Genomic DNA, 19429 nt, shown 5'->3' on the forward strand with positions numbered 1-19429 from the left:
AGCTCGCCCCGATCGAGACCGACACCTGGATCGAACCCGCCGCCGAGGCGGTCGCGGAGGCCGTCGTCCGTGACGCCCGCGACTTCGGGGTGTACGCCCGGACGGGCGGCTGGGCGTTCGCGCTGAAGGTGGCGCGGAGCGTGCGGCCCGGCGGTCAGGCCGCGGAGGGCTCGGAGAAGGTGTCGGCCAAGGCCTTCGCGGAGCTCGCCGGCTGCTCGCCCGAGCGGGTCATGCGCTACTACAAGGCCTGGGACATGGCCGCGGACGACGGCCTGGTGCCACAGTTCGAGGCGCTGGTCCCCGGCGAGGACGTCGAGCTCCCCGAGGCCGACGTCTGGCTCTCGTACTACTCCTCCCGCTCCAGCGCCACGTCCGTGCGCGGCCACGCGATCACCGCGGCGGCCGAGGCGGAGGGCATCAAGGCGACCAAGGCGCTGGAGGTCGCCGAGAACCCGACCGCGCTGCGCGCCGCGATCCTCGCCGACCCCGGCACCGCCGAGGCGGCGCGGGGCGCCCTGCTGGACCGGATGAAGGAGGATCCGGCGCTGCAGACCGAGATGGCGCGGGCCATCGCGCGCACCGGCGACCTGAAGAAGGCGGTGGCGCAGGAGGCGAAGGCCGCCGACCGGATCGAGTACGTGCGGCAGATCGCCGAGGGCGGCCGGATCCGGACACCCGCCGGCCAGACCGTCGAGGCCCCGCCGGAGCTGCGCGCGGAGGCCGAGCGGCACCTGTCGCTCATCGACGAGCTCGACGACTCGGAGGAGGCCGGCGAGTGGGCGGGCGAGGCCTACGACACGGTGAGGTCGCTGGTCGCCCGGACGGTCGAGTCGGATCCGGCGCTGCGGGTCCAGGAGCGCCGGACGAAGTTCTACAACAGCCTGCAGAAGGCGACGAAGGTGTTCGAGGAGCTCACCCTCGACGAGGTCCTGGAGGAGGACGTCGTCGAGGAGGACATGCTCCAGCGCCTCGAAGCCCTGCAGGAGGCGATCGGCGCCTGCATCAGCGCGCTGCGCAAGGCGACCACCGCGCCGTAGCCGAGGCCGGCGGTCGGCGGGCATGCGCCACCGCCCGGCGCCGCCTTCGCCTCAGTCCTCGTCGCCTCAGTCCTCGTCGCCTCAGTCCTCGTGGCCCAGGTGCAGGTCGCGTTCGGTGCGGCCGCCGCCCGCGAGGTGGAGGACCGTGGCGACCGGCGGATAGCCGGCGGTGATGACCGTGTATTCGCCGGAGGAGAGGTCGACGAAGCGGAAGGTGCCGTCGGGGCCGGTGGTGAGCGTGTCGACGACGTTGCCCGCCGCGTCGAGGAGGGTGACACGGGCGTCCTCGACGGGCCGGCCGCCGCCCGCCCTCACGGTGCCGCGCAGGACCGCGCCGCCGGCGAGTTCGATGTCCTGGCGGGTCTCGCGGGAGGCCTGCACGCTGACCGGGAGGGCGGCCGGCCGGAAGGCGGGAGCGCTGGCCGCCAGGGTGTACTCGCCGGCGACCAGCTCGCCGATCACGTAACCGCCCTCGCGCCCGCTGCGGGTGGAGGCGACGACCTCGCCGCGTACGTCGGTCAGGGTGACGGCCGCGTCCCGTACGGGGGCGCCGTCGGCGGTGACGACCGTGCCGGCGAGCCGGCCCGCGCCGCCGAGGACCACGTCCAGCTCGACGGGGCGCTCGCCGACGGTGACGGAGACGGCCTGCGGCTGGTGGCCGCCGGCGGCGGCGATGAGGACGTACGCGCCGGAGCCGGGCGCGCTCAGCGCGTACCGCCCGTCGTCGCCGCTCGCGCCGCGCCCGACCTGGCGGCCCTGGACGTCGATGAGGGTGAGCGCGGCCCGGGGCACGCAACTGCCGTCGGGGTGCTGGACGGTGCCGCAGACGGGCACCCCGGCGAGCAGGGGGACGGCGGTGGGGGCGGCGGCCCGGGCGTGCGGAACGGCGGTGGCGGGGGCCTCGGTGGCGGGGGTGTGGTGGGACACCAGCGGTTTCTCCTTGAGGAAGAAGGCGAGGACGAGGCCGAGCGCGAGGACCGGCACGAGGTAGAGGAAGATCCGGGGCATCGCGTCCGCGTAGGCCTGGACGAACGCCTCGCGCAGGGCCGGCGGCAGCGCGTGGACGGCCTGCGGGGTGATCGAGTCGGCCGGCGGGAGCGCGGCGGCGCCGTCCCGGGGCAGCCGCTCGCCGAGGGCGTCGTCGAGGCGGGCGGCGAAGAGGGTGCCGAAGACGGCGGCGCCGACGCTGCCGCCGATCTGGCGGAAGTAGTTGTGGGCGCTGGTGGCGGTGCCGAGGTCGGCGGGGCGTACGGAGTTCTGCACGGCGAGCAGGAGGACCGGCATGACCAGGCCGATGCCGACGCCGAGGACGGCCTGCCAGAGGCTGTGCGTCAGGCGCGGGGTGTCGGCGTCCACACGGGAGAGCAGCCACGTGCCGAGCATGGAGACGGCGCCGCCGACGACCGAGTAGACCTTGTAGCGGCCGGTGCTGGTGATGAGCCGGCCGGAGACGATCGACGCGATGACGATGCCGCCCATGAGCGGCAGCATCAGCAGGCCGGATCCGGTGGCGGTGGCGCCCTCCACCATCTGCAGGAAGGTGGGCAGGTAGCTGGCGGCGCCGACGAGGGCGATGCCGACGACCACGCCGACGAGGCTGGTGACGGTGAACACGGAGTCGCGGAACAGCCGCAGCGGGATGAGCGGTTCGGGGGCGAAGCGCTCGACGACGAGGAAGAGGACGGTCGCGGCGGCGGCGCCGCAGCCGAGTCCGATGATGAGCCGGGAGTCCCAGGCGTGCTCGGTTCCGCCCCAACTGGTGAGCAGCACCAGGCAGGTGGAGGCGGCGGCGAGCAGGAGGGCGCCGAGCACGTCGAAGCGGCCGCGGGTGGCGGGCCTGGGGAGTCGCAGGACGACGGCGACGACGACGAGGGTGAGGAGGCCGAACGGCACGTTGAAGTAGAAGCACCAGCGCCAGGAGACGTGGTCGGTGAAGAAGCCGCCGAGCAGGGGCCCCGCGACGGAGGCGAGTCCGAAGGCGGCGCCGATGAGTCCCATGTAGCGGCCGCGTTCCCGGGAGGGCACGAGGTCGGCGATGATCGCCTGGACGCCGATCATCAGTCCGCCGGCGCCGGCCCCTTGGAGGGCGCGAAAGGCGATGAGCTCGTTCATGGTGCGTGACCAGCCGGCGAGGCCGGAGCCGATGACGAAGACGACGATGGCGAAGAGGAAGACGCTCTTGCGGCCGAGGAGGTCGCCGAGCTTCCCGTAGATCGGCAGGCCGATGGTGGCGGTCAGCAGATAGGCGGTGATCGCCCAGGACATGCGGTCCAGGCCCTGGAGCTCGCCGACGATCTTCGGCAGGGCGGTGGCGACGATCATCTGCTCGAGCGCGGCGAGGAGCAGCGCGAGCATGAGTCCGCAGAAGACGAGCCGGACGCGGCGGGGATCGAGGCCCGGATCCGGTTCGCCCGGCGGCACCTGACCGCCGGGCGGGGCGGTGGTGAGGGGCACCGCCCGGCCTTCGCCGTGGTCGGCGGCGGCCTCGCCGCCCCGGACGGCCTCGGCGGCCGTCACGGCCGTGATCGCACCCACGTGCTGCTCCCCTCGTCCCCGGCGTCGGTTCCCGGCGTCTGCGCGCGCCATTCTTCGCATTGGGCGCGAAGCGGGGGCAAGTCGGGCGGTACGGGGGGAAGCTGGGGCGAGGGAGGTGGAACGTCCCTGCGGGGCGGCGCACTTGGGGCGCTCATCAGGGCGTTTGTGCGGCGGCCCGCGACCCCCGGGTGCGCCGGGCGCTCTTGCGGGGGTCACGGGGAAACCACTCGAATCGGTGAGGGATCCGGGCGTTACTTCCGGGTTCCGGTTTCCCGAGGCTACTTCCGGGATGCCACGCGTCAGGGAGGGCGGGCTACTTCTCGACCTCGGCGGCGAGGTTGGCGAGCACCGCGTCGTAGATGCGGGCGAGGCCCTTGGGGGCGAAGGTGCGCTCGAAGAAGCCGCCGATGCCGCCGGCGCCGTTCCAGACGGTGGTGACGACGGCCTTGGACCTGCCCTCGCCTGCCGGGGTGACGGTCCAGGTCGTGACCATGGAGGAGTTGCGGTCCTTCTCGACGAGCTGCCCGTCGGTGGGCTCGGTGACCTCCAGCAGGCAGTCGCGGACGCGCTTGCTGGTGGCCTGGAGCTTCCAGTGGACCAGGGTGCCCTGGCCGTCGCCGCCCTCACGGACCTCGTACTCGCTGAAGTGCTCGGGGAGCAGCTTCCCGCGCGTGCCGCTGTAGTCGGCGAGGGTGTCGAACACCGTCTCCGCGTCGGCGGCGATGATCCGCTCCGTCGTGGCCTCGACCTGCGCCATTGCACTTCCTCCAGCTTGATCTCTCGGGGATGTGACCCAAGCCAACCACCTGGGGGCCGGGGCCCAAAATCCGGGTTGCGGCGATCAAGGGAACATGTGTTCTAATCTGGGACCACCCGTCACCGAGGAGGCGACCATGCGCTGGGACCATCTGGCCGACACCCCCGCCGTCCCCGCCGACATCGCGCTGTTCGGCAGGGACGCGGTCACCACTCGCACCTTCGACACCCCGGAGTTCCGCGGGATCACCTTCCACGAGGTGCGGGCCCGCTCGATCGTCAACCGGGTGCCCGGCGCCTCCCGCATGCCGTTCGAGTGGACGGTCAACCCGTACCGCGGCTGCACGCACGCGTGCGTGTACTGCTTCGCCCGCAAGACCCACAGCTATCTCGACCTCGACACCGGGATCGGCTTCGACTCCCAGATCGTCGTCAAGGTGAACGCGCCGGAGCTGCTGCGCGGGCAGCTCGCCTCGCGCCGCTGGACCGGCGCCCACATCGCCATGGGCACCAACGTCGACTGCTACCAGCGGGCGGAGGGCCGCTACCGGCTGATGCCCGGGATCCTGGAGGCCCTGCGCGACCACGCCAACCCGTTCTCGATCCTCACCAAGGGCACGCTGATCCTGCGCGACCTGGACCTGCTCCGGCAGGCCGCCGAGGTCACCGAGGTGGGCGTCTCCGTCTCCGTCGGCTTCACCGACGAGGAGCTGTGGCGCACCGTCGAGCCCGGCACCCCGGCCCCCGAGCGGCGCCTTGACGTCGTACGGACCCTCGCCGCCCACGGCATCGGCTGCGGGGTGCTGATGGCCCCCGTCGTGCCCTTCCTCGGCGACCGACCCGAGCAGCTGCGGGACACCGTCCGCGCCATCGCCGAAGCCGGCGCCACCTCCGTCACCCCGCTCGTGCTGCACCTGCGGCCCGGCGCCCGCGAGTGGTACTTCACGTGGCTGCGCCACCACCACCCCGAACTGGTCGGGCGTTACGAGCGGATGTACGCGGCCGGCGCCTACGCGCCCACGTGGTACCAGCGCAGGATCACCCGTCAGGTGCACGAACTGGCCGCCGAGTTCGACATGGGCCCCGCGGGTCGGGGAGCGCACCGTGCGACTCCCGTGCCCGACCACCACGCGCGCGTGCCGGAGGCCGAACAGCTCACCCTGCTCTGACCGCGAGCCCTCCCACTCCGCCCCCCGGGCCACCCTCCTGACGCCGCATCACGTCCTCCGATCGGGTCGACTCTCGCCGGAAACGGTCCCTCAGGGCCCTGCGCGGGGCACGCAGGCCGTATGAACCCACGCGCAGGAATGCTGATCGCCGCTGGGGCGCTGGTCGCCGGGACGGTCACCGTCCTGCCCGCGACTGCCTCGGCCTCCACCGCCGCCGACCCGGGACCGGCCACCCGCCCCGTGAAGCCGCTCGCCTGGAAGGACTGCGCCACCAAGGCGTACCCCACGCTCCAGTGCTCGACGCTGAAGGTGCCGCTGAACCACGACGACCCGGCCGGGCGGACCATCAGCCTCGCCCTGACGCGGGTCCCGCACACGGCGAAGACGTACCAGGGCCCGCTCCTCGTCAACCCCGGCGGCCCGGGCGGCAGCGGACACGGAATGGCGGGTTACGTGGCGGCCTCGCTGCCCGCGAAGGTGGCCGCGCAGTACGACGTGATCGGCTTCGACCCGCGCGGCGTCGGCAGGAGCGAGCCCGCCCTGAACTGCCGCCCCGGCCACTTCGCCCCGGTCCGCCCCGACTCCGTGCCCCTGCGCGCGGAGAGCGAGCGGGCGGGCGTCGAACGCGCCCGGGCCTTCGCCAAGGCCTGCGGCGAGAAGTACGCCGACATCCTGCCGTACATCGACACCGTCTCCACCGCCCGCGACCTGGACGCCATCCGGGCTGCGCTCGGCGCGCCCAAGGTGAACTACCTCGGCTACTCCTACGGCACCTACCTCGGCGCCGTGTACGCGCGGCTCTTCCCCGAGCGGGTGCGCCGCTTCGCCCTGGACTCCGTGGTCAACCCGCACGGCGTCTGGTACGAGGACAACATCGCCCAGGACTACGCCTTCGACACCCGCCACAAGGACTTCGCGGCCTGGGTGGCCCGCCATGACGCCGACTACCGCCTCGGCACCGACCCGGCGGTGGTCGAGGCCGCCTGGTACCGGATGCGCGAGGAACTGCGGACCGCTCCGGCGGGCGGCAAGGTCGGTCCGGGCGAGCTGGAGGACACCTTCCTGCCGGGCGGCTACTACAACGGCTACTGGCCCCGGCTCGCGGCGGCTTTCGCCGCGTACGTCAACGACCGGGACGGTGCCCCGCTGGTGAAGGCCTACGAGGAGTACGGTGCCTCGGACGCCGCCGCCGAGAACGGCTACTCGGTCTACACGAGCGTCCAGTGCCGGGACGCCTCCTGGCCGCGGGACTGGAACGTCTGGCGCAAGGACAACTGGGACGTGCACGTCAAGGCGCCGTTCTCCACCTGGAACAACGCCTGGTACAACGCGCCGTGCGCCTTCTGGCCGGTCGCCTCGCTGACGCCGACGGACGTCACCAACGACCGGGTGCCGCCCGTGCTGATCCTCCAGGCCACCGAGGACGCCGCCACACCGTACGAGGGCGGGGTCGCGCTGCACCGGATGATGCGCGGCTCCAGCCTGGTCGTCGAGGAGGGCGGCGGGAACCACGGGGTGACGCTGGCCGGCAACGACTGCATGGACGAGCACCTCACCGCCTACCTGGCGACCGGGGAGGTGCCGCGCGGGGAGGCGGGCGCGGAGGCCGACGCGATCTGCGAGACGACGCCGGAACCGAAGCCGGAACCGAAGGCGCCGAAGCCCGCGAAGACGACGGAGCCCGCAAAGACGGCGAAGACGATGAGCTCTGACAAACCGGCACATACGGCACAGGAAGCGGATGCGGTGGCACCCGCGCCGGCGCGGAGGGCGCTGCCTTCGGCGGGCACCACGCTGCACGGGCTGCTCGGCCACGTGCGCTGAGGTTCCCCGCCCCACCCGCTCCCGAGGTTGTCCACAGGCGAGCGGGGAGCGGGCCGGACTGTCAGTGGCATGGGTCAGGATGTGAGCCATGAGTACGCACCTGACCCATGTGTCCGTTCCCGAGGGCCTCGCCCCGAGCCCGCAGTACAGCCACGTCGTGTGGGGCACCGGCCGCTTCGTGGCCGTGTCCGGCCAGATCGCCCTGGACGCCTCGGGCGCGGTCGTCGGCGCCGGCGACCCGGCGGCGCAGGCCCGTCAGGTCTTCGCGAACCTCGGCCGCTGCCTGACCTCGGCGGGCGCCGGTTTCGAGGACGTGGTGAAGCTGACGTATTTCGTCACGGACACGGCGCACCTGCCCGCGATCCGCGAGGCCCGTGACGCCGCCTTCGGGCCGCTGCCCCTGCCGGCGAGTTCGGCGGTGCAGGTGACCGCTCTGGTGCGGCCCGAACTCCTGATGGAGATCGAGGCGTTCGCCCTGATACCGGAGGACCGGGACGCCCTCTAGAAGGCATCCTGGGGGTCTCGGCCGGCACCGGCCGGGCGACTAGGATCGCGCGCATGGCCTTGATCATGAGTGACGTCGACCGGTTCGAAGCCGCCAGGCCCCGCCTGGAGGCCATCGCCTACCGGCTGCTCGGTTCGTCGAGCGAGGCGGAGGACGCCGTGCAGGAGACGTTCCTGCGCTGGCAGGCGGCCGACGTCGAGCGGATCGAGGTGCCCGAGGCCTGGCTGACCAAAGTCCTCACCAACTACTGCCTCAACCAGCTCACTTCGGCCCGCGCCCGGCGCGAGACGTATGTGGGGCGGTGGCTTCCGGAGCCGCTGCTCGCCGGGGACCCGATGCTCGGCCCTGCCGACACCGCCGAGCAGCGCGAATCGGTGTCGTACGCGGTCCTCGTCCTGCTGGAGCGCCTGTCGCCCAACGAGCGGGCGGTGTACGTGCTGCGCGAGGCCTTCGACTATCCGCACCGGGAGATCGCCGAGATCCTGGACATCAGCGAGGCCGCGAGCCAGCAGATCCTCCACCGGGCCAAGAAGCACGTGGCGGACGGCAAGGCGCGCACCGAGATCGACGAGGCCGCCGCCCGGCGGATCGTCGAGGAGTTCCTGGCCGCGGCGACCAGCGGCCGTACCGAACCGCTCGTGCGCCTGCTGACCCAGGACGCCGTCTCGGTCGGCGACGGCGGCGGAAAGGTGCCGGCCCGCGCGAAGGCGTTCGAGGGCGCGCTCGCGGTCGCCACGTTCATGCGCGGCCTGTTCAAGCCCAGCGACGCCAAGCGGGCCATCGTCGGCGGCGCGCCGGAGATCTACGCCACGACCGCGAACGGCGAGCCCGCCATCGTGGCGGTCGTGGACGGCCGGGTCGTCGCCATCACCTGCCTGGAGGTCACCGCGGACGGCATCGTCGCGATCCGCAACCAGGTCAACCCCGACAAGCTCGTCCGTGCGACCGCGCAGTGGGCGGCCTCGGGCCACGGGGACGCCCCGCTCTACACCCTCTGACCGGTCGTCTCCGGGACAGGATCGGGATGTGACGGGCGTCACATCCCGATCCTGTCAGGAAACGCAGGGCTGCCCGGTTCAAGGGGCGAAACCGCACGCGACAGCGGCGGACACCTCGCAGACAGGAGCAGGCCCATGCAGCACCGCATCGTCGTCCTCGGAGCCGGCTACACCGGAGCCGTCACCGCCGGCCGTCTCGCCCGGCGACTGCACCGCGAGGACGTCACCATCACCCTCGTCAACCCCGAGGCCGACTTCGTCGAGCGCGTCCGGCTGCACCAGGTGGCGGCCGGACAGGACCTCACCCCCCGGCCGTTCGACGAGATGTTCGCGGGCACGGGCGTGGAGCTGAAGCTCGCCAGGGTCACCGGGGTGGACGTGGACCGCGGGACGGTGACGGTCACCGCCGTGCCGGGCCCCGGCTCCGCGCGGGAGGACCTGCGGGAGGAACTGGCGTACGACACGCTGGTGTACGCCCTCGGCAGCGGCTGGAACGACGGGGGTGTCCCCGGCGTCGCCGAGCACGCCCACGACGTCGCCGGCCGTCCCGGCGCCCTGCGCCTGCGCGAGCGCCTGGCCTCGCTGGAGGCCGGCCGGCCCGTGGTCGTGGTCGGCGGCGGCCTGACCGGCCTGGAGGCCGCGACCGAGATCGCCGAGTCCCGCCCGGACCTCGACGTCGCCCTGGCCGTCCGCGGCACCCTCGGCGACTGGCTCTCGGCGAAGGGCCGCACCCACCTGCGGAAGGTGGTGGACGGGCTCGGCATCACGGTCCACGAGCACACCGAGATCGCCGCCGTGGCGGCGGACGCCGTCACCACGGCGGACGGCCGAACCGTCGCCTCCGACGCCACGGTCTGGACCACCGGCTTCGCCGTCCACCCGATCGCCGGGGCCACGACCCTGGAGCTCACCGAGCGGGGTCAGATCGTGGTCGACAGCACGATGCGCTCGGTCTCGCACCCGGACGTGTACGCCGTCGGCGACGCCGCGATGGCGATGGGCCCGGAAGGCAGGCCGCTGCGCATGTCCTGCGCCTCGGGCGTGCCCATGGCCTGGCAGGCCGCCGACGCCATCGCCGCCCGACTGGCCGGCACCAAGGTTCCCCGCGTCGCCATCCGCTACTTCCAGCAGTGCGTCTCGCTCGGCCGCAAGGAGGGCCTGATCCAGTTCGTCACCGCCGACGACCGGGCGAAGGACGGCGCCCTGACGGGCCGCCTGGCCGCCGCCTACAAGGAACTGATCTGCAAGGGCGCGGCCTGGGGCGTCGCCAACCCGACGGCCGGCCTGCCCTCCCGGCGCCGGCGGGTCGTACGGCAGGAGGCCCCGCGCCGCGCCGGGGTGGAGGCGGCGGCCTGAGCCCCGCCCCCGCCGGACCGCGGACGCCGGCCGACGCGGGGAGCACGTCGGCCGGCGGCGAGACCGCGCCCGGCGCTCACCCGCCGAGCCGCCCCAGTGCCTCCCGTGCCGCTCCCCCGAGCCTCGGGTGCGGCAGCGCCGCCTCCAGTACCCCTCGGGCGCGCGGGTCGGCGAGTTCGCCCAGGCCCTCGACGCAGGCGAGGCCGACGCGCCAGTGGGGGTCGTCGGCGGCGAGGCGCCGCTGAAGGACGGTGACGAGGGCGGGCAGGCTCTCCGGGGCGCGCAGCCGGGCCAGCAGACGGACCGGCAGCAGGGCGTAGGCCACCCGGAGTTCGTTGGTGGCGAGCGCGGCGGCGGCGCGTGCGGTCCGCGGGTCGCCGAGCCGGGCGAGGGCGTACGCGGCGGAGACGCAGCGCTCCGGGTCGCGGTGGTTGAGCAGGAGGACGAGGGCCTCGAAGGCGCGCGGGTCGCCGGCGAGGCCGAGCCGGAAGGCCGCGATCTCGCGCGCCCAGAGCGGCTGCCCGGGGACGGTGAGGAGGTGGTGGAGTTCCTCCGTGCCGAGAGGTCCGAGGAGTTCTTCGAAAAGCGCGGGAACGGCTTCCCCGGCATTCTCGATCTCTTCCCGCAATCGATCGATCATCGAGCAGAATTCGGGGTCCTCGGCGAAATTCATGTTTCGGAGCCTATCGGCGATCCAGATCACATTCGCTTCAACTTCCTGGGACTGGCGCGCTCGTTACCCACCGGTTAATCTCAGGTGAGCGGGCCACCCCCGCATCTCACAACGGCCTGGTGACGCAGCCGTCGTGGGAGTTGTTCGGTTCGGCAGTTTTCGGCGTGACTCCGGGACAGAGTCCGTCGCCCTTTTCCCTCATCGCGCTCTCGCGCGACGCGTGCCCGCCTCTCCGGGGCCATGCGCGGCGCCGCACCACAGCAGCACCGCACCGCACTGCGCGCTGCACCGCCGCACCGCAGGACCGCACCGCCGCAGCACCGCTTCGCGGCAGCGCGTTCTGCCTTCAGTCGTCACTCTTCCTCCCAGGAGTCCCCTGATGGACACCCCTCTCTCCACCATCGCCGTCGTCGGTCTCGGCACCATGGGCACGGGTATCGCCGATGTCCTCGCGCGGGCCGGCCGTGAGGTCATCGGCATCGACATCAGCGAGAGCGCCTCGGCCCGGGCCGTCGCCGCCCTGGAGGCCTCCACCGCCCGCGCGGTGGCCCGCGAGCGGATCACCGAGGAGGAGCGACAGGACGTCCTCGCCCGGTTCCGCACCTTCTCCGACCTCCAGGCCGCCGCCGAGGCCGACCTCGTCATCGAGGTCGTGCCCGAGTCGTACGAAACGAAGCAGGAGGTCTTCCGGGCCCTGGACGGGATCGTCCGGCCCGACGCGATCCTCGCCACCGGCACCAACGCCCTCTCCGTCACCCGGCTCGCCGCCGACTCCGCGCACCCCGAGCGCGTGCTCGGGCTGCACTTCTTCGCGCCGGTCCAGGCGATGAAGCTGGTCGAGGTCGTCTCCTCGGTGCTGACCGCCCCGCAGGCGGTCGACGCCGTCACCCGTCTGGCGCAGGAGCTCGGCAAGGAAACGGTCGCGGTCGGCGACCGGGCCGGTTTCGTCGCCGACGGGCTGCTCTTCGGCTACCTCAACCAGGCCGCCGCCATGTACGAGGCCAAGTACGCCTCCCGCGAGGACATCGACGCCGCGATGCGGCTGGGCTGCGGCCTGCCGATGGGCCCGCTCGCGCTGCTCGACCTGGTCGGCATCGACACCGCCCGCACCGTCCTGGAGGCCATGTACGCGGCCTCGCACGACCGGCTGCACGCCCCGGCGCCGATCCTCAAGCACCTGAGCGAGGCGGGCCTGACCGGTCGCAAGTCCGGCCGCGGCTTCTACACGTACGACGCCCCCGGGTCGGCCACCGTCGTCCGTGACGCGCTCACCCCGCTGGAGACGGCGGCCACCGCCGAGGGGCGCGAGGTCCGCTCGGTCGGCGTCGCCGGCTCGGGCACCATGGCGTCCGGCATCGCCGAGGTCTTCGCCAAGGCGGGTTACAAGACCGTGCTCTGCGCGCGCTCGCAGGAGAAGGCCGACATCGCCAAGGCCCGGATCGCCAAGTCCCTGGCCCGTTCCGTCGACAAGGGCCGGATGACCGGCGAGGCGCGCGACGAGACGCTGGCCCGGATCGTCCCGGCCGGCTCGCTCGATTCCTTCGCCGAGGTCGACCTGGCCGTCGAGGCGGTCGCGGAGGACCTGGAGATCAAGCGGGACCTGTTCGCCCGCCTCGACAAGATCTGCAAGCCGGGCGCGGTGCTCGCCACCACGACCTCCTCGCTGCCGGTGGTCGCCTGTGCCAAGGCCACCTCGCGCCCGCAGGACGTCATCGGCATGCACTTCTTCAACCCGGCGCCGGCGATGAAGCTGGTGGAGATCGTCCGTACGGTGCTGACCGCCGACGACGTCCACGCCACCGTCCGCGAGGTCACCGCGAAGATCCGCAAGCACCCGGTGGACTGCGGCGACCGGGCCGGCTTCATCGTGAACGCGCTGCTCTTCCCGTACCTCAACAACGCGATCAAGATGGTCCAGGAGCACTACGCCTCCCTGGACGACATCGACGCCGCGATGAAGCTGGGCGGCGGCTACCCGATGGGCCCGTTCGAGCTCCTCGACGTGGTCGGCCTGGACGTCTCGCTCGCCATCGAGAAGGTGCTGCACCGCGAGTTCCGCGACCCGGGTCTCGCCCCGGCGCCGCTCCTGGAGCACCTGGTGGCCGCGGGCTGCCTGGGCCGCAAGACGGGGCGCGGCTTCCGCGAATATGCCCGCCGCTGAGGTCGAGGCCGGGCCCGACGGGGGGTGGGGAGGGCTGCTCAGCCCGTCGGGCACCGTCGGTGCCGGGCCGGGCTCCCCTCCCCCACCTGGGCACACTCCCGCTCCGATGCAGTACGTTCGGGACATGTCCAAGGCCGCGAAGACACCCCGTGCCACGTCCACGCCCGACGCTCAGGAGAGCCCGGCGGGGACCCGCGCCGCCGCGCAGCGGCTGAAAATGCGCCGGGAGCTGGCCACCGCGGCCATGGAACTCTTCGCGACCAAGGGGTACGAGGCCACGACGGTCGACGAGATCGCGGCGGCGGCCGGGGTGGCGCGCAGGACCTTCTTCCGCCACTTCCGCTCCAAGGAAGAGGCGATCTTCCCGGACCACGACGACACCCTGGTGCGGGCCGAGGCGGTCCTCAACGCGGCGCCGCCGCACGAGCATCCGCTCGACACGGTGTGCCGCGGCATCAAGGAAGTCATGAAGATGTACGCGGCCTCGCCCGCGGTCTCCGTCGAGCGGTACCGGCTCACCCGTGAGGTGCCGACGCTGCGGGAGCGCGAGATCGCCTCGGTGGCCCGCTACGAGCGCCTCTTCACCCGTTATCTGCTCGGCCACTTCGACGAGCGCGACCACCACGACGGCAACGACGACCCGCTGCTCGCCGAGGTGGCCGCCTCGGCCGTGGTCACGGCCCACAACCACGTCCTGCGCCGCTGGCTGCGGGCGGGCGGCCAGGGCGACGTGGAGGCCCAGCTCGACCACGCCTTCGCGATCGTCCGCGAGACCTTCGGCACGGGCATAGGCGCCGGCCGCAAGCCCGGCACCGTGACCGCCACCGCCGGCGCCGCCACCTCTGGCGCAGCCGCCTCCGAGAAGCCGGTGGCGGTCGCCTCGGTCTCCCCCGAGACCGACGTCGTGGTGACCGTGATGCGCTCCGACGCCCCGCTGGACGAGGTCGTCCGCACCATCGAGGAAGCGCTCCGCAAGCACTGAGCCGCCCCGGGACGGGTTCTGCCCGCCCCGGGCCGCTTCCCGCCGCCCGCCGGGCCACCCGGCGGGCCCTGAGCTCTGAACCCCGGCCCCGGCCCCGGCCCCCATGGCACCCTGTGCCCCCGCCCGGCCCTCGGGTCCGCCGGGCGCAAGGCGTCCCCGCCCCCGGGACGAGCCCCAGCGCCCCCACCCGCCCCAGGCACCTCGCCCGAATCGCCCCTGGTCAGGCAGGTTTACGGGCACTCATCGATCGATCATCGCTCATCTGTAGCGGGCAGATTGCATCTGAGTGAAATTGTTGGCACGCAGTGCCTTGTCAGGTGACACGGCGTGCCATACGTTGATGTTGTCCGGGCGGCCGGCGCGCCGAGGACTCCTCGCGCGCCGGCTGTCCCCACAAGCGATCCTGCTTGTGCGCCCGGGCGCCTGCGTCACAGGCAACCTCGCGCCACACCCGGCGCCGCCACAGCACCACCGCGCCGAACCGACGGCACACCTCCACAGCAGCAACCCCGACGTAACCCTCAGCGCGTCCCCCGTGGGCGCCGCACCGCCGGAGGCATCCCGTGAAGGACATCCTGGACGCGATCCAGTCGCCCGAGTCCACCTCGGCCGACTTCGCCAACATCAAGCTCCCCGAGTCGTACCGCGCCGTCACCGTCCACAAGGACGAGGCGGAGATGTTCGCCGGGCAGGCCAGCCGCGACAAGGACCCGCGCAAGTCGCTCCACCTGGACGAGGTCCCGCTGCCCGAGCTCGGGCCGGGCGAGGCCCTGGTCGCCGTCATGGCCAGCTCGGTCAACTACAACTCGGTCTGGACCTCGATCTTCGAGCCCGTGTCGACCTTCGGCTTCCTGGAGCGCTACGGCCGCCTCTCCGAGCTCACCAAGCGCCACGACCTGCCGCACCACATCATCGGCTCCGACCTCGCGGGCGTCGTCCTGCGCACCGGCCCGGGCGTCAACGCCTGGAAGCCCGGTGACGAGGTCGTCGCGCACTGCCTCTCGGTCGAGCTGGAGTCCTCCGACGGCCACAACGACACGATGCTCGACCCCGAGCAGCGCATCTGGGGCTTCGAGACCAACTTCGGCGGTCTCGCCGAGATCGCTCTTGTCAAGTCCAACCAGCTGATGCCGAAGCCCGACCACCTGAGCTGGGAGGAGGCGGCGGCGCCGGGTCTGGTGAACTCCACCGCGTACCGCCAGCTGGTCTCCCGCAACGGCGCCGGCATGAAGCAGGGCGACAACGTCCTGATCTGGGGCGCGAGCGGCGGACTCGGCTCGTACGCCACGCAGTTCGCGCTGGCCGGCGGCGCCAACCCGATCTGTGTCGTCTCCTCCCCCGAGAAGGCCGACATCTGCCGCTCCATGGGCGCCGAGGCGGTCATCGACCGCAACGCCGAGGGCTACAAGTTCTGGAAGGACGAGCAGACCCAGGACCCGCGGGAGTGGAAGCGCTTCGGCTCCAAGATCCGCGAGCTGACCGGTGGCGAGGACATCGACATCGTCTTCGAGCACCCGGGCAAGGAGACCTTCGGCGCGAGCGTCTACGTCACCCGCAAGGGCGGCACCATCACCACCTGTGCCTCGACCTCGGGCTACATGCACCAGTACGACAACCGCTACCTGTGGATGTCGCTGAAGCGGATCATCGGCTCGCACTTCGCGAACTACCGCGAGGCGTGGGAGGCCAACCGCCTGATCGCCAAGGGCAAGATCCACCCGACGCTGTCGAAGGTGTACTCGCTGGAGGACACCGGGCAGGCCGCGTACGACGTCCACCGCAACCTGCACCAGGGCAAGGTCGGCGTGCTGGCCCTCGCCCCGGAGGAGGGCCTCGGCGTCCGCAACCCGGAGCTGCGCGCGAAGCACATCGACGCCATCAACCGCTTCCGTAACATCTGACCCCGGGACCACAGATGACAGAGCGTCAGAAGGACCGGCCGTGGCTCATGCGGACGTACGCCGGCCACTCGACCGCCGAGGCGTCGAACGAGCTCTACCGGCGGAACCTCGCCAAGGGCCAGACCGGCCTCTCGGTCGCGTTCGACCTGCCCACGCAGACCGGCTACGACCCCGACCACATCCTCGCCCGCGGCGAGGTCGGCCGGGTCGGGGTGCCCGTCTCCCACCTCGGTGACATGCGGCGGCTGTTCCAGGACATCCCCCTGGAGCAGATGAACACCTCGATGACCATCAACGCCACCGCGATGTGGCTGCTGGCGCTCTATCAGGTGGTCGCCGAGGAGCAGGGCGCGGACATCACCAAGCTCCAGGGCACCACCCAGAACGACATCGTGAAGGAGTACCTGTCGCGCGGGACGCACGTCTTCCCGCCCGGGCCGAGCCTGCGTCTCACGACGGACATGATCGCCTACACGGTGAACCACATCCCGAAGTGGAACCCGATCAACATCTGCAGCTACCACCTGCAGGAGGCGGGGGCCACTCCGGTCCAGGAGATCGCGTACGCGATGTCCACGGCCATCGCCGTCCTCGACGCCGTCCGCGACTCGGGGCAGGTCCCCGAGGAGCGGTTCGGCGAGGTCGTCGCCCGGATCTCGTTCTTCGTGAACGCCGGCGTCCGCTTCGTCGAGGAGATGTGCAAGATGCGCGCCTTCGGCCGCATCTGGGACACCATCACCCGCGAGCGCTACGGCATCGAGGACGCCAAGCAGCGCCGGTTCCGCTACGGCGTGCAGGTCAACTCGCTCGGTCTGACCGAGGCCCAGCCGGAGAACAACGTCCAGCGGATCGTCCTGGAGATGCTGGCCGTCACGCTCTCCAAGGACGCCCGCGCCCGGGCCGTGCAGCTGCCCGCCTGGAACGAGGCGCTCGGCCTGCCGCGGCCCTGGGACCAGCAGTGGTCGCTGCGCATCCAGCAGGTCCTCGCCCACGAGTCCGACCTCCTGGAGTACGAGGACATCTTCGCCGGCTCCCACGTCATCGAGGCCAAGGTGGCCGCCCTGGTCACCGAGTGCATGACGGAGATCGAGCGGATCCAGGAGATGGGCGGCGCCATGGCCGCCGTCGAGTCCGGCTACCTGAAGGCGCAGCTGGTCTCCTCGCACGCCGAGCGGCGCGCCCGCATCGAGTCGGGCGAGGAGAAGATCGTCGGCGTCAACATCTTCGAGACGACCGAGCCGAACCCGCTGACCGCGGACCTGGACACCGCGATCCAGACGGTCGACCCGGCCGTCGAGGCACGGGTGGTGGCCGCCCTCCAGGAGTGGCGCGACACCCGCTACCAGCCTCCGTTCAACCACCCGCGGCCCTGCAAGGCGCTGGAGCGCCTCAAGGAGGCCGCCAAGGGCACCGGGAACCTCATGGAGGCCACCCTGGAGTGCGCCCGCGCCGGCGTCACCACCGGCGAGTGGGCCGGGGCGCTGCGCGAGGTCTTCGGCGAGTTCCGTGCCCCGACCGGCGTCTCCTCCGCGCCCGTGGCCGTGCCGGCCGAGGCGGGCTCCCCGCTGGCCGAGGTGCGCCGCAAGGTGGACCGCACGGCCCAGGACATGGGCGTGGGCAAGCTGCGCTTCCTGGTCGGCAAGCCGGGCCTTGACGGTCACTCCAACGGTGCCGAGCAGATCGCCGTACGGGCCCGTGACGCCGGGTTCGAGGTGGTCTACCAGGGCATCCGGCTGACGCCGGAGCAGATCGTGGACGCGGCCCTGGAGGAGGACGTGCACGCGGTCGGCCTGTCGATCCTCTCCGGCTCGCACGCCCAGCTGGTGCCGGACGTCCTCGACCGGCTGAAGGACGCGGGCGCGGCCGACATCCCGGTCGTCGTGGGCGGAATCATCCCGAACGCCGACGCCGAGGAGCTCAAGGCGGCCGGTGTGGCCGCCGTCTTCACCCCGAAGGACTTCGGCATCACGGGGATCATCGGCCGTATCGTCGACGAGATCCGCAAAGCCAACAAGCTCAGCCCCCTTGAAAGTACGGAGGTCCCCGCATGACCAGCCCCGTGAACCGCCTGCGCCCCCGCCGCTCGTGCCTGGCGGTCCCCGGCTCCAACCCGCGCTTCCTGGAGAAGGCCCAGGGTCTCGCCGCGGACCAGGTCTTCCTCGACCTGGAGGACGCCTGCGCGCCGCTGGCCAAGCCGGAGGCCCGGCACACCATCGTGAAGTTCCTGAACGAGGGCGACTGGACGGGCAAGACCCGGGTCGTGCGGGTCAACGACTGGACGACCCACTGGACGTACCGTGACGTGGTCACGGTCGTCGAGGGCGCCGGCCAGAACCTCGACTGCATCATGCTGCCGAAGGTGCAAAGCGCCGAGCAGATCGTCGCGCTCGACCTGCTGCTCACCCAGATCGAGAAGACCATGGGCTTCGAGGTCGGCAAGATCGGCATCGAGGCGCAGATCGAGAACGCCCAGGGCCTCAACAACGTCAACGCGATCGCGCAGGCCTCCCCGCGGGTGGAGACGATCATCTTCGGCCCGGCCGACTTCATGGCCTCCATCAACATGAAGTCGCTGGTCGTCGGCGAGCAGCCGCCCGGCTACGGCGCGGACGCGTACCACTACATCCTGATGGCGATCCTGATGGCGGCCCGCGCCAACAACCTCCAGGCGATCGACGGCCCCTACCTCCAGATCCGCAACCAGGAGGGCTACCGTGCGGTCGCCCAGCGCGCCGCCGCCCTCGGGTTCGACGGCAAGTGGGTGCTGCACCCGGACCAGGTCGCCGCGGCGAACGAGATCTTCTCGCCGTCGCAGGAGGACTTCGACCACGCCGAGCTGATCCTCGACGCGTACGACTACTACACGTCCGAGGCCGGCGGGAAGAAGGGCTCGGCCATGCTCGGCGACGAGATGATCGACGAGGCCTCCCGGAAGATGGCGCTGGTCATCTCGGGCAAGGGCCGGGCCGCCGGTATGCAGCGCACGTCGAAGTTCGAGATCCCGGAGGCGTAAGACCCATGCAGTTCGGCCGCACCTACGAAGAGTTCGAGATCGGCGCCGTCTACAAGCACTGGCCCGGAAAGACGGTCACCGAGTACGACGACCATCTCTTCTGTCTGCTGACGATGAACCACCATCCGCTGCACATGGACGTGAATTACGCGGAGAACACGACGGACTTCAAGAAGAACGTCGTCGTCGGCAACTACATCTACTCGCTGCTGCTCGGCATGTCCGTGCCGGACGTCTCCGGCAAGGCGATCGCCAACCTGGAGATCGAGTCGCTGCGGCACGTGGCGCCGACCTTCCACGGCGACACCATCTACGGCGAGACGACGGTCCTCGACAAGACGCCGTCGAAGTCCAAGAGCGACCGCGGCATCGTCTACGTCGAGACCAAGGGCTACAAGCAGGACGGCACCCTGGTGTGCGTCTTCCGCCGCAAGGTCATGGTCCCGACGGCCGAGTACATCGAAGCGCGCGGCGGCGAGCAGGCCGGCCGCCCCGAGCTGAAGGAACAGGGGAAGTAGT

Annotated in this window: 15 protein-coding genes; 12 read left to right on the forward strand and 3 right to left on the reverse strand. The window is 71.8% G+C overall.

The annotated features are described in order from the left end of the window. Positions 1 to 11 precede the first annotated feature (11 nt). Positions 12 to 1037, forward strand: coding sequence for a hypothetical protein (locus ACFY7C_RS05660; RefSeq protein ID WP_389645982.1), 1026 nt, complete (start codon positions 12 to 14; stop codon positions 1035 to 1037). Positions 1038 to 1118: 81 nt separating this feature from the next. On the opposite strand, the gene ACFY7C_RS05665 is transcribed toward ACFY7C_RS05660, so the two are convergent. Both ACFY7C_RS05665 and ACFY7C_RS05670 read right to left on the reverse strand, forming a co-directional pair. After that, a complete protein-coding gene (locus tag ACFY7C_RS05665) occupies positions 1119 to 3572 on the reverse strand; it encodes an MFS transporter (RefSeq protein ID WP_389644192.1) in 2454 nt (817 codons plus the stop codon). 313 nt (positions 3573 to 3885) lie between these two features. After that, positions 3886 to 4329 (reverse strand): SRPBCC family protein, encoded by a 444-nt coding sequence (locus ACFY7C_RS05670; RefSeq protein WP_389644196.1) that lies wholly within the window; start codon positions 4327 to 4329, stop codon positions 3886 to 3888. Between the two features lie 136 nt (positions 4330 to 4465). Between ACFY7C_RS05670 and ACFY7C_RS05675 the strand changes: the two genes are divergently transcribed. The 5 genes from ACFY7C_RS05675 to ACFY7C_RS05695 all read left to right on the forward strand — a co-directional run bounded on the left by ACFY7C_RS05675 (position 4466) and on the right by ACFY7C_RS05695 (position 10180). Further along, complete coding sequence (locus ACFY7C_RS05675) at positions 4466 to 5497, forward strand: Rv2578c family radical SAM protein (RefSeq protein ID WP_389644199.1); 1032 nt, start codon at positions 4466 to 4468, stop codon at positions 5495 to 5497. A 120-nt stretch (positions 5498 to 5617) separates the two neighbouring features. Continuing rightward, entirely contained in the window at positions 5618 to 7321 is a 1704-nt protein-coding gene (locus ACFY7C_RS05680; protein WP_389644202.1) for an alpha/beta hydrolase, read from the forward strand. Positions 7322 to 7409: 88 nt separating this feature from the next. Next, complete coding sequence (locus ACFY7C_RS05685; RefSeq protein WP_389644205.1) at positions 7410 to 7826, forward strand: RidA family protein; 417 nt, start codon at positions 7410 to 7412, stop codon at positions 7824 to 7826. A 53-nt stretch (positions 7827 to 7879) separates the two neighbouring features. After that, positions 7880 to 8824 (forward strand): RNA polymerase sigma-70 factor, encoded by a 945-nt coding sequence (locus ACFY7C_RS05690; protein ID WP_389644208.1) that lies wholly within the window; start codon positions 7880 to 7882, stop codon positions 8822 to 8824. Positions 8825 to 8959: 135 nt separating this feature from the next. Further along, positions 8960 to 10180 (forward strand): NAD(P)/FAD-dependent oxidoreductase, encoded by a 1221-nt coding sequence (locus ACFY7C_RS05695; RefSeq protein ID WP_389644211.1) that lies wholly within the window; start codon positions 8960 to 8962, stop codon positions 10178 to 10180. A 76-nt stretch (positions 10181 to 10256) separates the two neighbouring features. Here ACFY7C_RS05695 and ACFY7C_RS05700 read toward each other — a convergent pair whose 3' ends face one another. Next, positions 10257 to 10853, reverse strand: a complete 597-nt coding sequence (locus ACFY7C_RS05700; RefSeq protein WP_389644213.1) for a HEAT repeat domain-containing protein — start codon at positions 10851 to 10853, stop codon at positions 10257 to 10259. Between the two features lie 379 nt (positions 10854 to 11232). On the opposite strand from ACFY7C_RS05700, the gene ACFY7C_RS05705 reads away from it, so the two are divergent. The 6 genes from ACFY7C_RS05705 (at position 11233) to ACFY7C_RS05730 (ending at position 19428) form a co-directional block, all read left to right on the forward strand. Beyond that, entirely contained in the window at positions 11233 to 13014 is a 1782-nt protein-coding gene (locus ACFY7C_RS05705) for a 3-hydroxyacyl-CoA dehydrogenase family protein (protein ID WP_389644215.1), read from the forward strand. 106 nt (positions 13015 to 13120) lie between these two features. Continuing rightward, positions 13121 to 13996, forward strand: coding sequence for a TetR family transcriptional regulator (locus ACFY7C_RS05710; protein ID WP_389644218.1), 876 nt, complete (start codon positions 13121 to 13123; stop codon positions 13994 to 13996). Between the two features lie 563 nt (positions 13997 to 14559). After that, complete coding sequence (ccrA, locus tag ACFY7C_RS05715) at positions 14560 to 15897, forward strand: crotonyl-CoA carboxylase/reductase (RefSeq protein WP_389644221.1); 1338 nt, start codon at positions 14560 to 14562, stop codon at positions 15895 to 15897. Between the two features lie 14 nt (positions 15898 to 15911). After that, complete coding sequence (locus ACFY7C_RS05720) at positions 15912 to 17948, forward strand: protein meaA (protein ID WP_389644224.1); 2037 nt, start codon at positions 15912 to 15914, stop codon at positions 17946 to 17948. Continuing rightward, on the forward strand, positions 17945 to 18910 hold the full coding sequence (locus ACFY7C_RS05725; protein ID WP_389644227.1) for an HpcH/HpaI aldolase/citrate lyase family protein: 966 nt from the start codon (positions 17945 to 17947) through the stop codon (positions 18908 to 18910). Before ACFY7C_RS05720 ends, ACFY7C_RS05725 begins: the two co-directional genes overlap by 4 nt. A 5-nt stretch (positions 18911 to 18915) precedes the next feature. Next, complete coding sequence (locus ACFY7C_RS05730) at positions 18916 to 19428, forward strand: MaoC family dehydratase (RefSeq protein ID WP_389644230.1); 513 nt, start codon at positions 18916 to 18918, stop codon at positions 19426 to 19428. The last annotated feature ends 1 nt before the right edge of the window (position 19429 follow it).

The sequence above is a fragment of the Streptomyces sp. NPDC012769 genome (assembly GCF_042901205.1).
In the GTDB taxonomy this organism is placed as follows: Bacteria; Actinomycetota; Actinomycetes; order Streptomycetales; family Streptomycetaceae; genus Streptomyces.

Excerpts from the sequence above, each read along its gene's own strand:
- ACFY7C_RS05710 (WP_389644218.1), top strand. The coding sequence starts at position 13,121 with ATGCAGTACGTTCGGGACATGTCCAAGGCCGCGAAGACACCCCGTGCC.
- ACFY7C_RS05730 (WP_389644230.1), top strand. The coding sequence starts at position 18,916 with ATGCAGTTCGGCCGCACCTACGAAGAGTTCGAGATCGGCGCCGTCTAC.
- ACFY7C_RS05725 (WP_389644227.1), top strand. The coding sequence starts at position 17,945 with ATGACCAGCCCCGTGAACCGCCTGCGCCCCCGCCGCTCGTGCCTGGCG.
- ACFY7C_RS05670 (WP_389644196.1), bottom strand. The coding sequence starts at position 4,329 with ATGGCGCAGGTCGAGGCCACGACGGAGCGGATCATCGCCGCCGACGCG.
- ACFY7C_RS05695 (WP_389644211.1), top strand. The coding sequence starts at position 8,960 with ATGCAGCACCGCATCGTCGTCCTCGGAGCCGGCTACACCGGAGCCGTC.
- ACFY7C_RS05680 (WP_389644202.1), top strand. The coding sequence starts at position 5,618 with ATGAACCCACGCGCAGGAATGCTGATCGCCGCTGGGGCGCTGGTCGCC.
- ACFY7C_RS05700 (WP_389644213.1), bottom strand. The coding sequence starts at position 10,853 with ATGAATTTCGCCGAGGACCCCGAATTCTGCTCGATGATCGATCGATTG.
- ACFY7C_RS05705 (WP_389644215.1), top strand. The coding sequence starts at position 11,233 with ATGGACACCCCTCTCTCCACCATCGCCGTCGTCGGTCTCGGCACCATG.
- ACFY7C_RS05685 (WP_389644205.1), top strand. The coding sequence starts at position 7,410 with ATGAGTACGCACCTGACCCATGTGTCCGTTCCCGAGGGCCTCGCCCCG.
- ACFY7C_RS05690 (WP_389644208.1), top strand. The coding sequence starts at position 7,880 with ATGGCCTTGATCATGAGTGACGTCGACCGGTTCGAAGCCGCCAGGCCC.
- ACFY7C_RS05675 (WP_389644199.1), top strand. The coding sequence starts at position 4,466 with ATGCGCTGGGACCATCTGGCCGACACCCCCGCCGTCCCCGCCGACATC.
- ACFY7C_RS05720 (WP_389644224.1), top strand. The coding sequence starts at position 15,912 with ATGACAGAGCGTCAGAAGGACCGGCCGTGGCTCATGCGGACGTACGCC.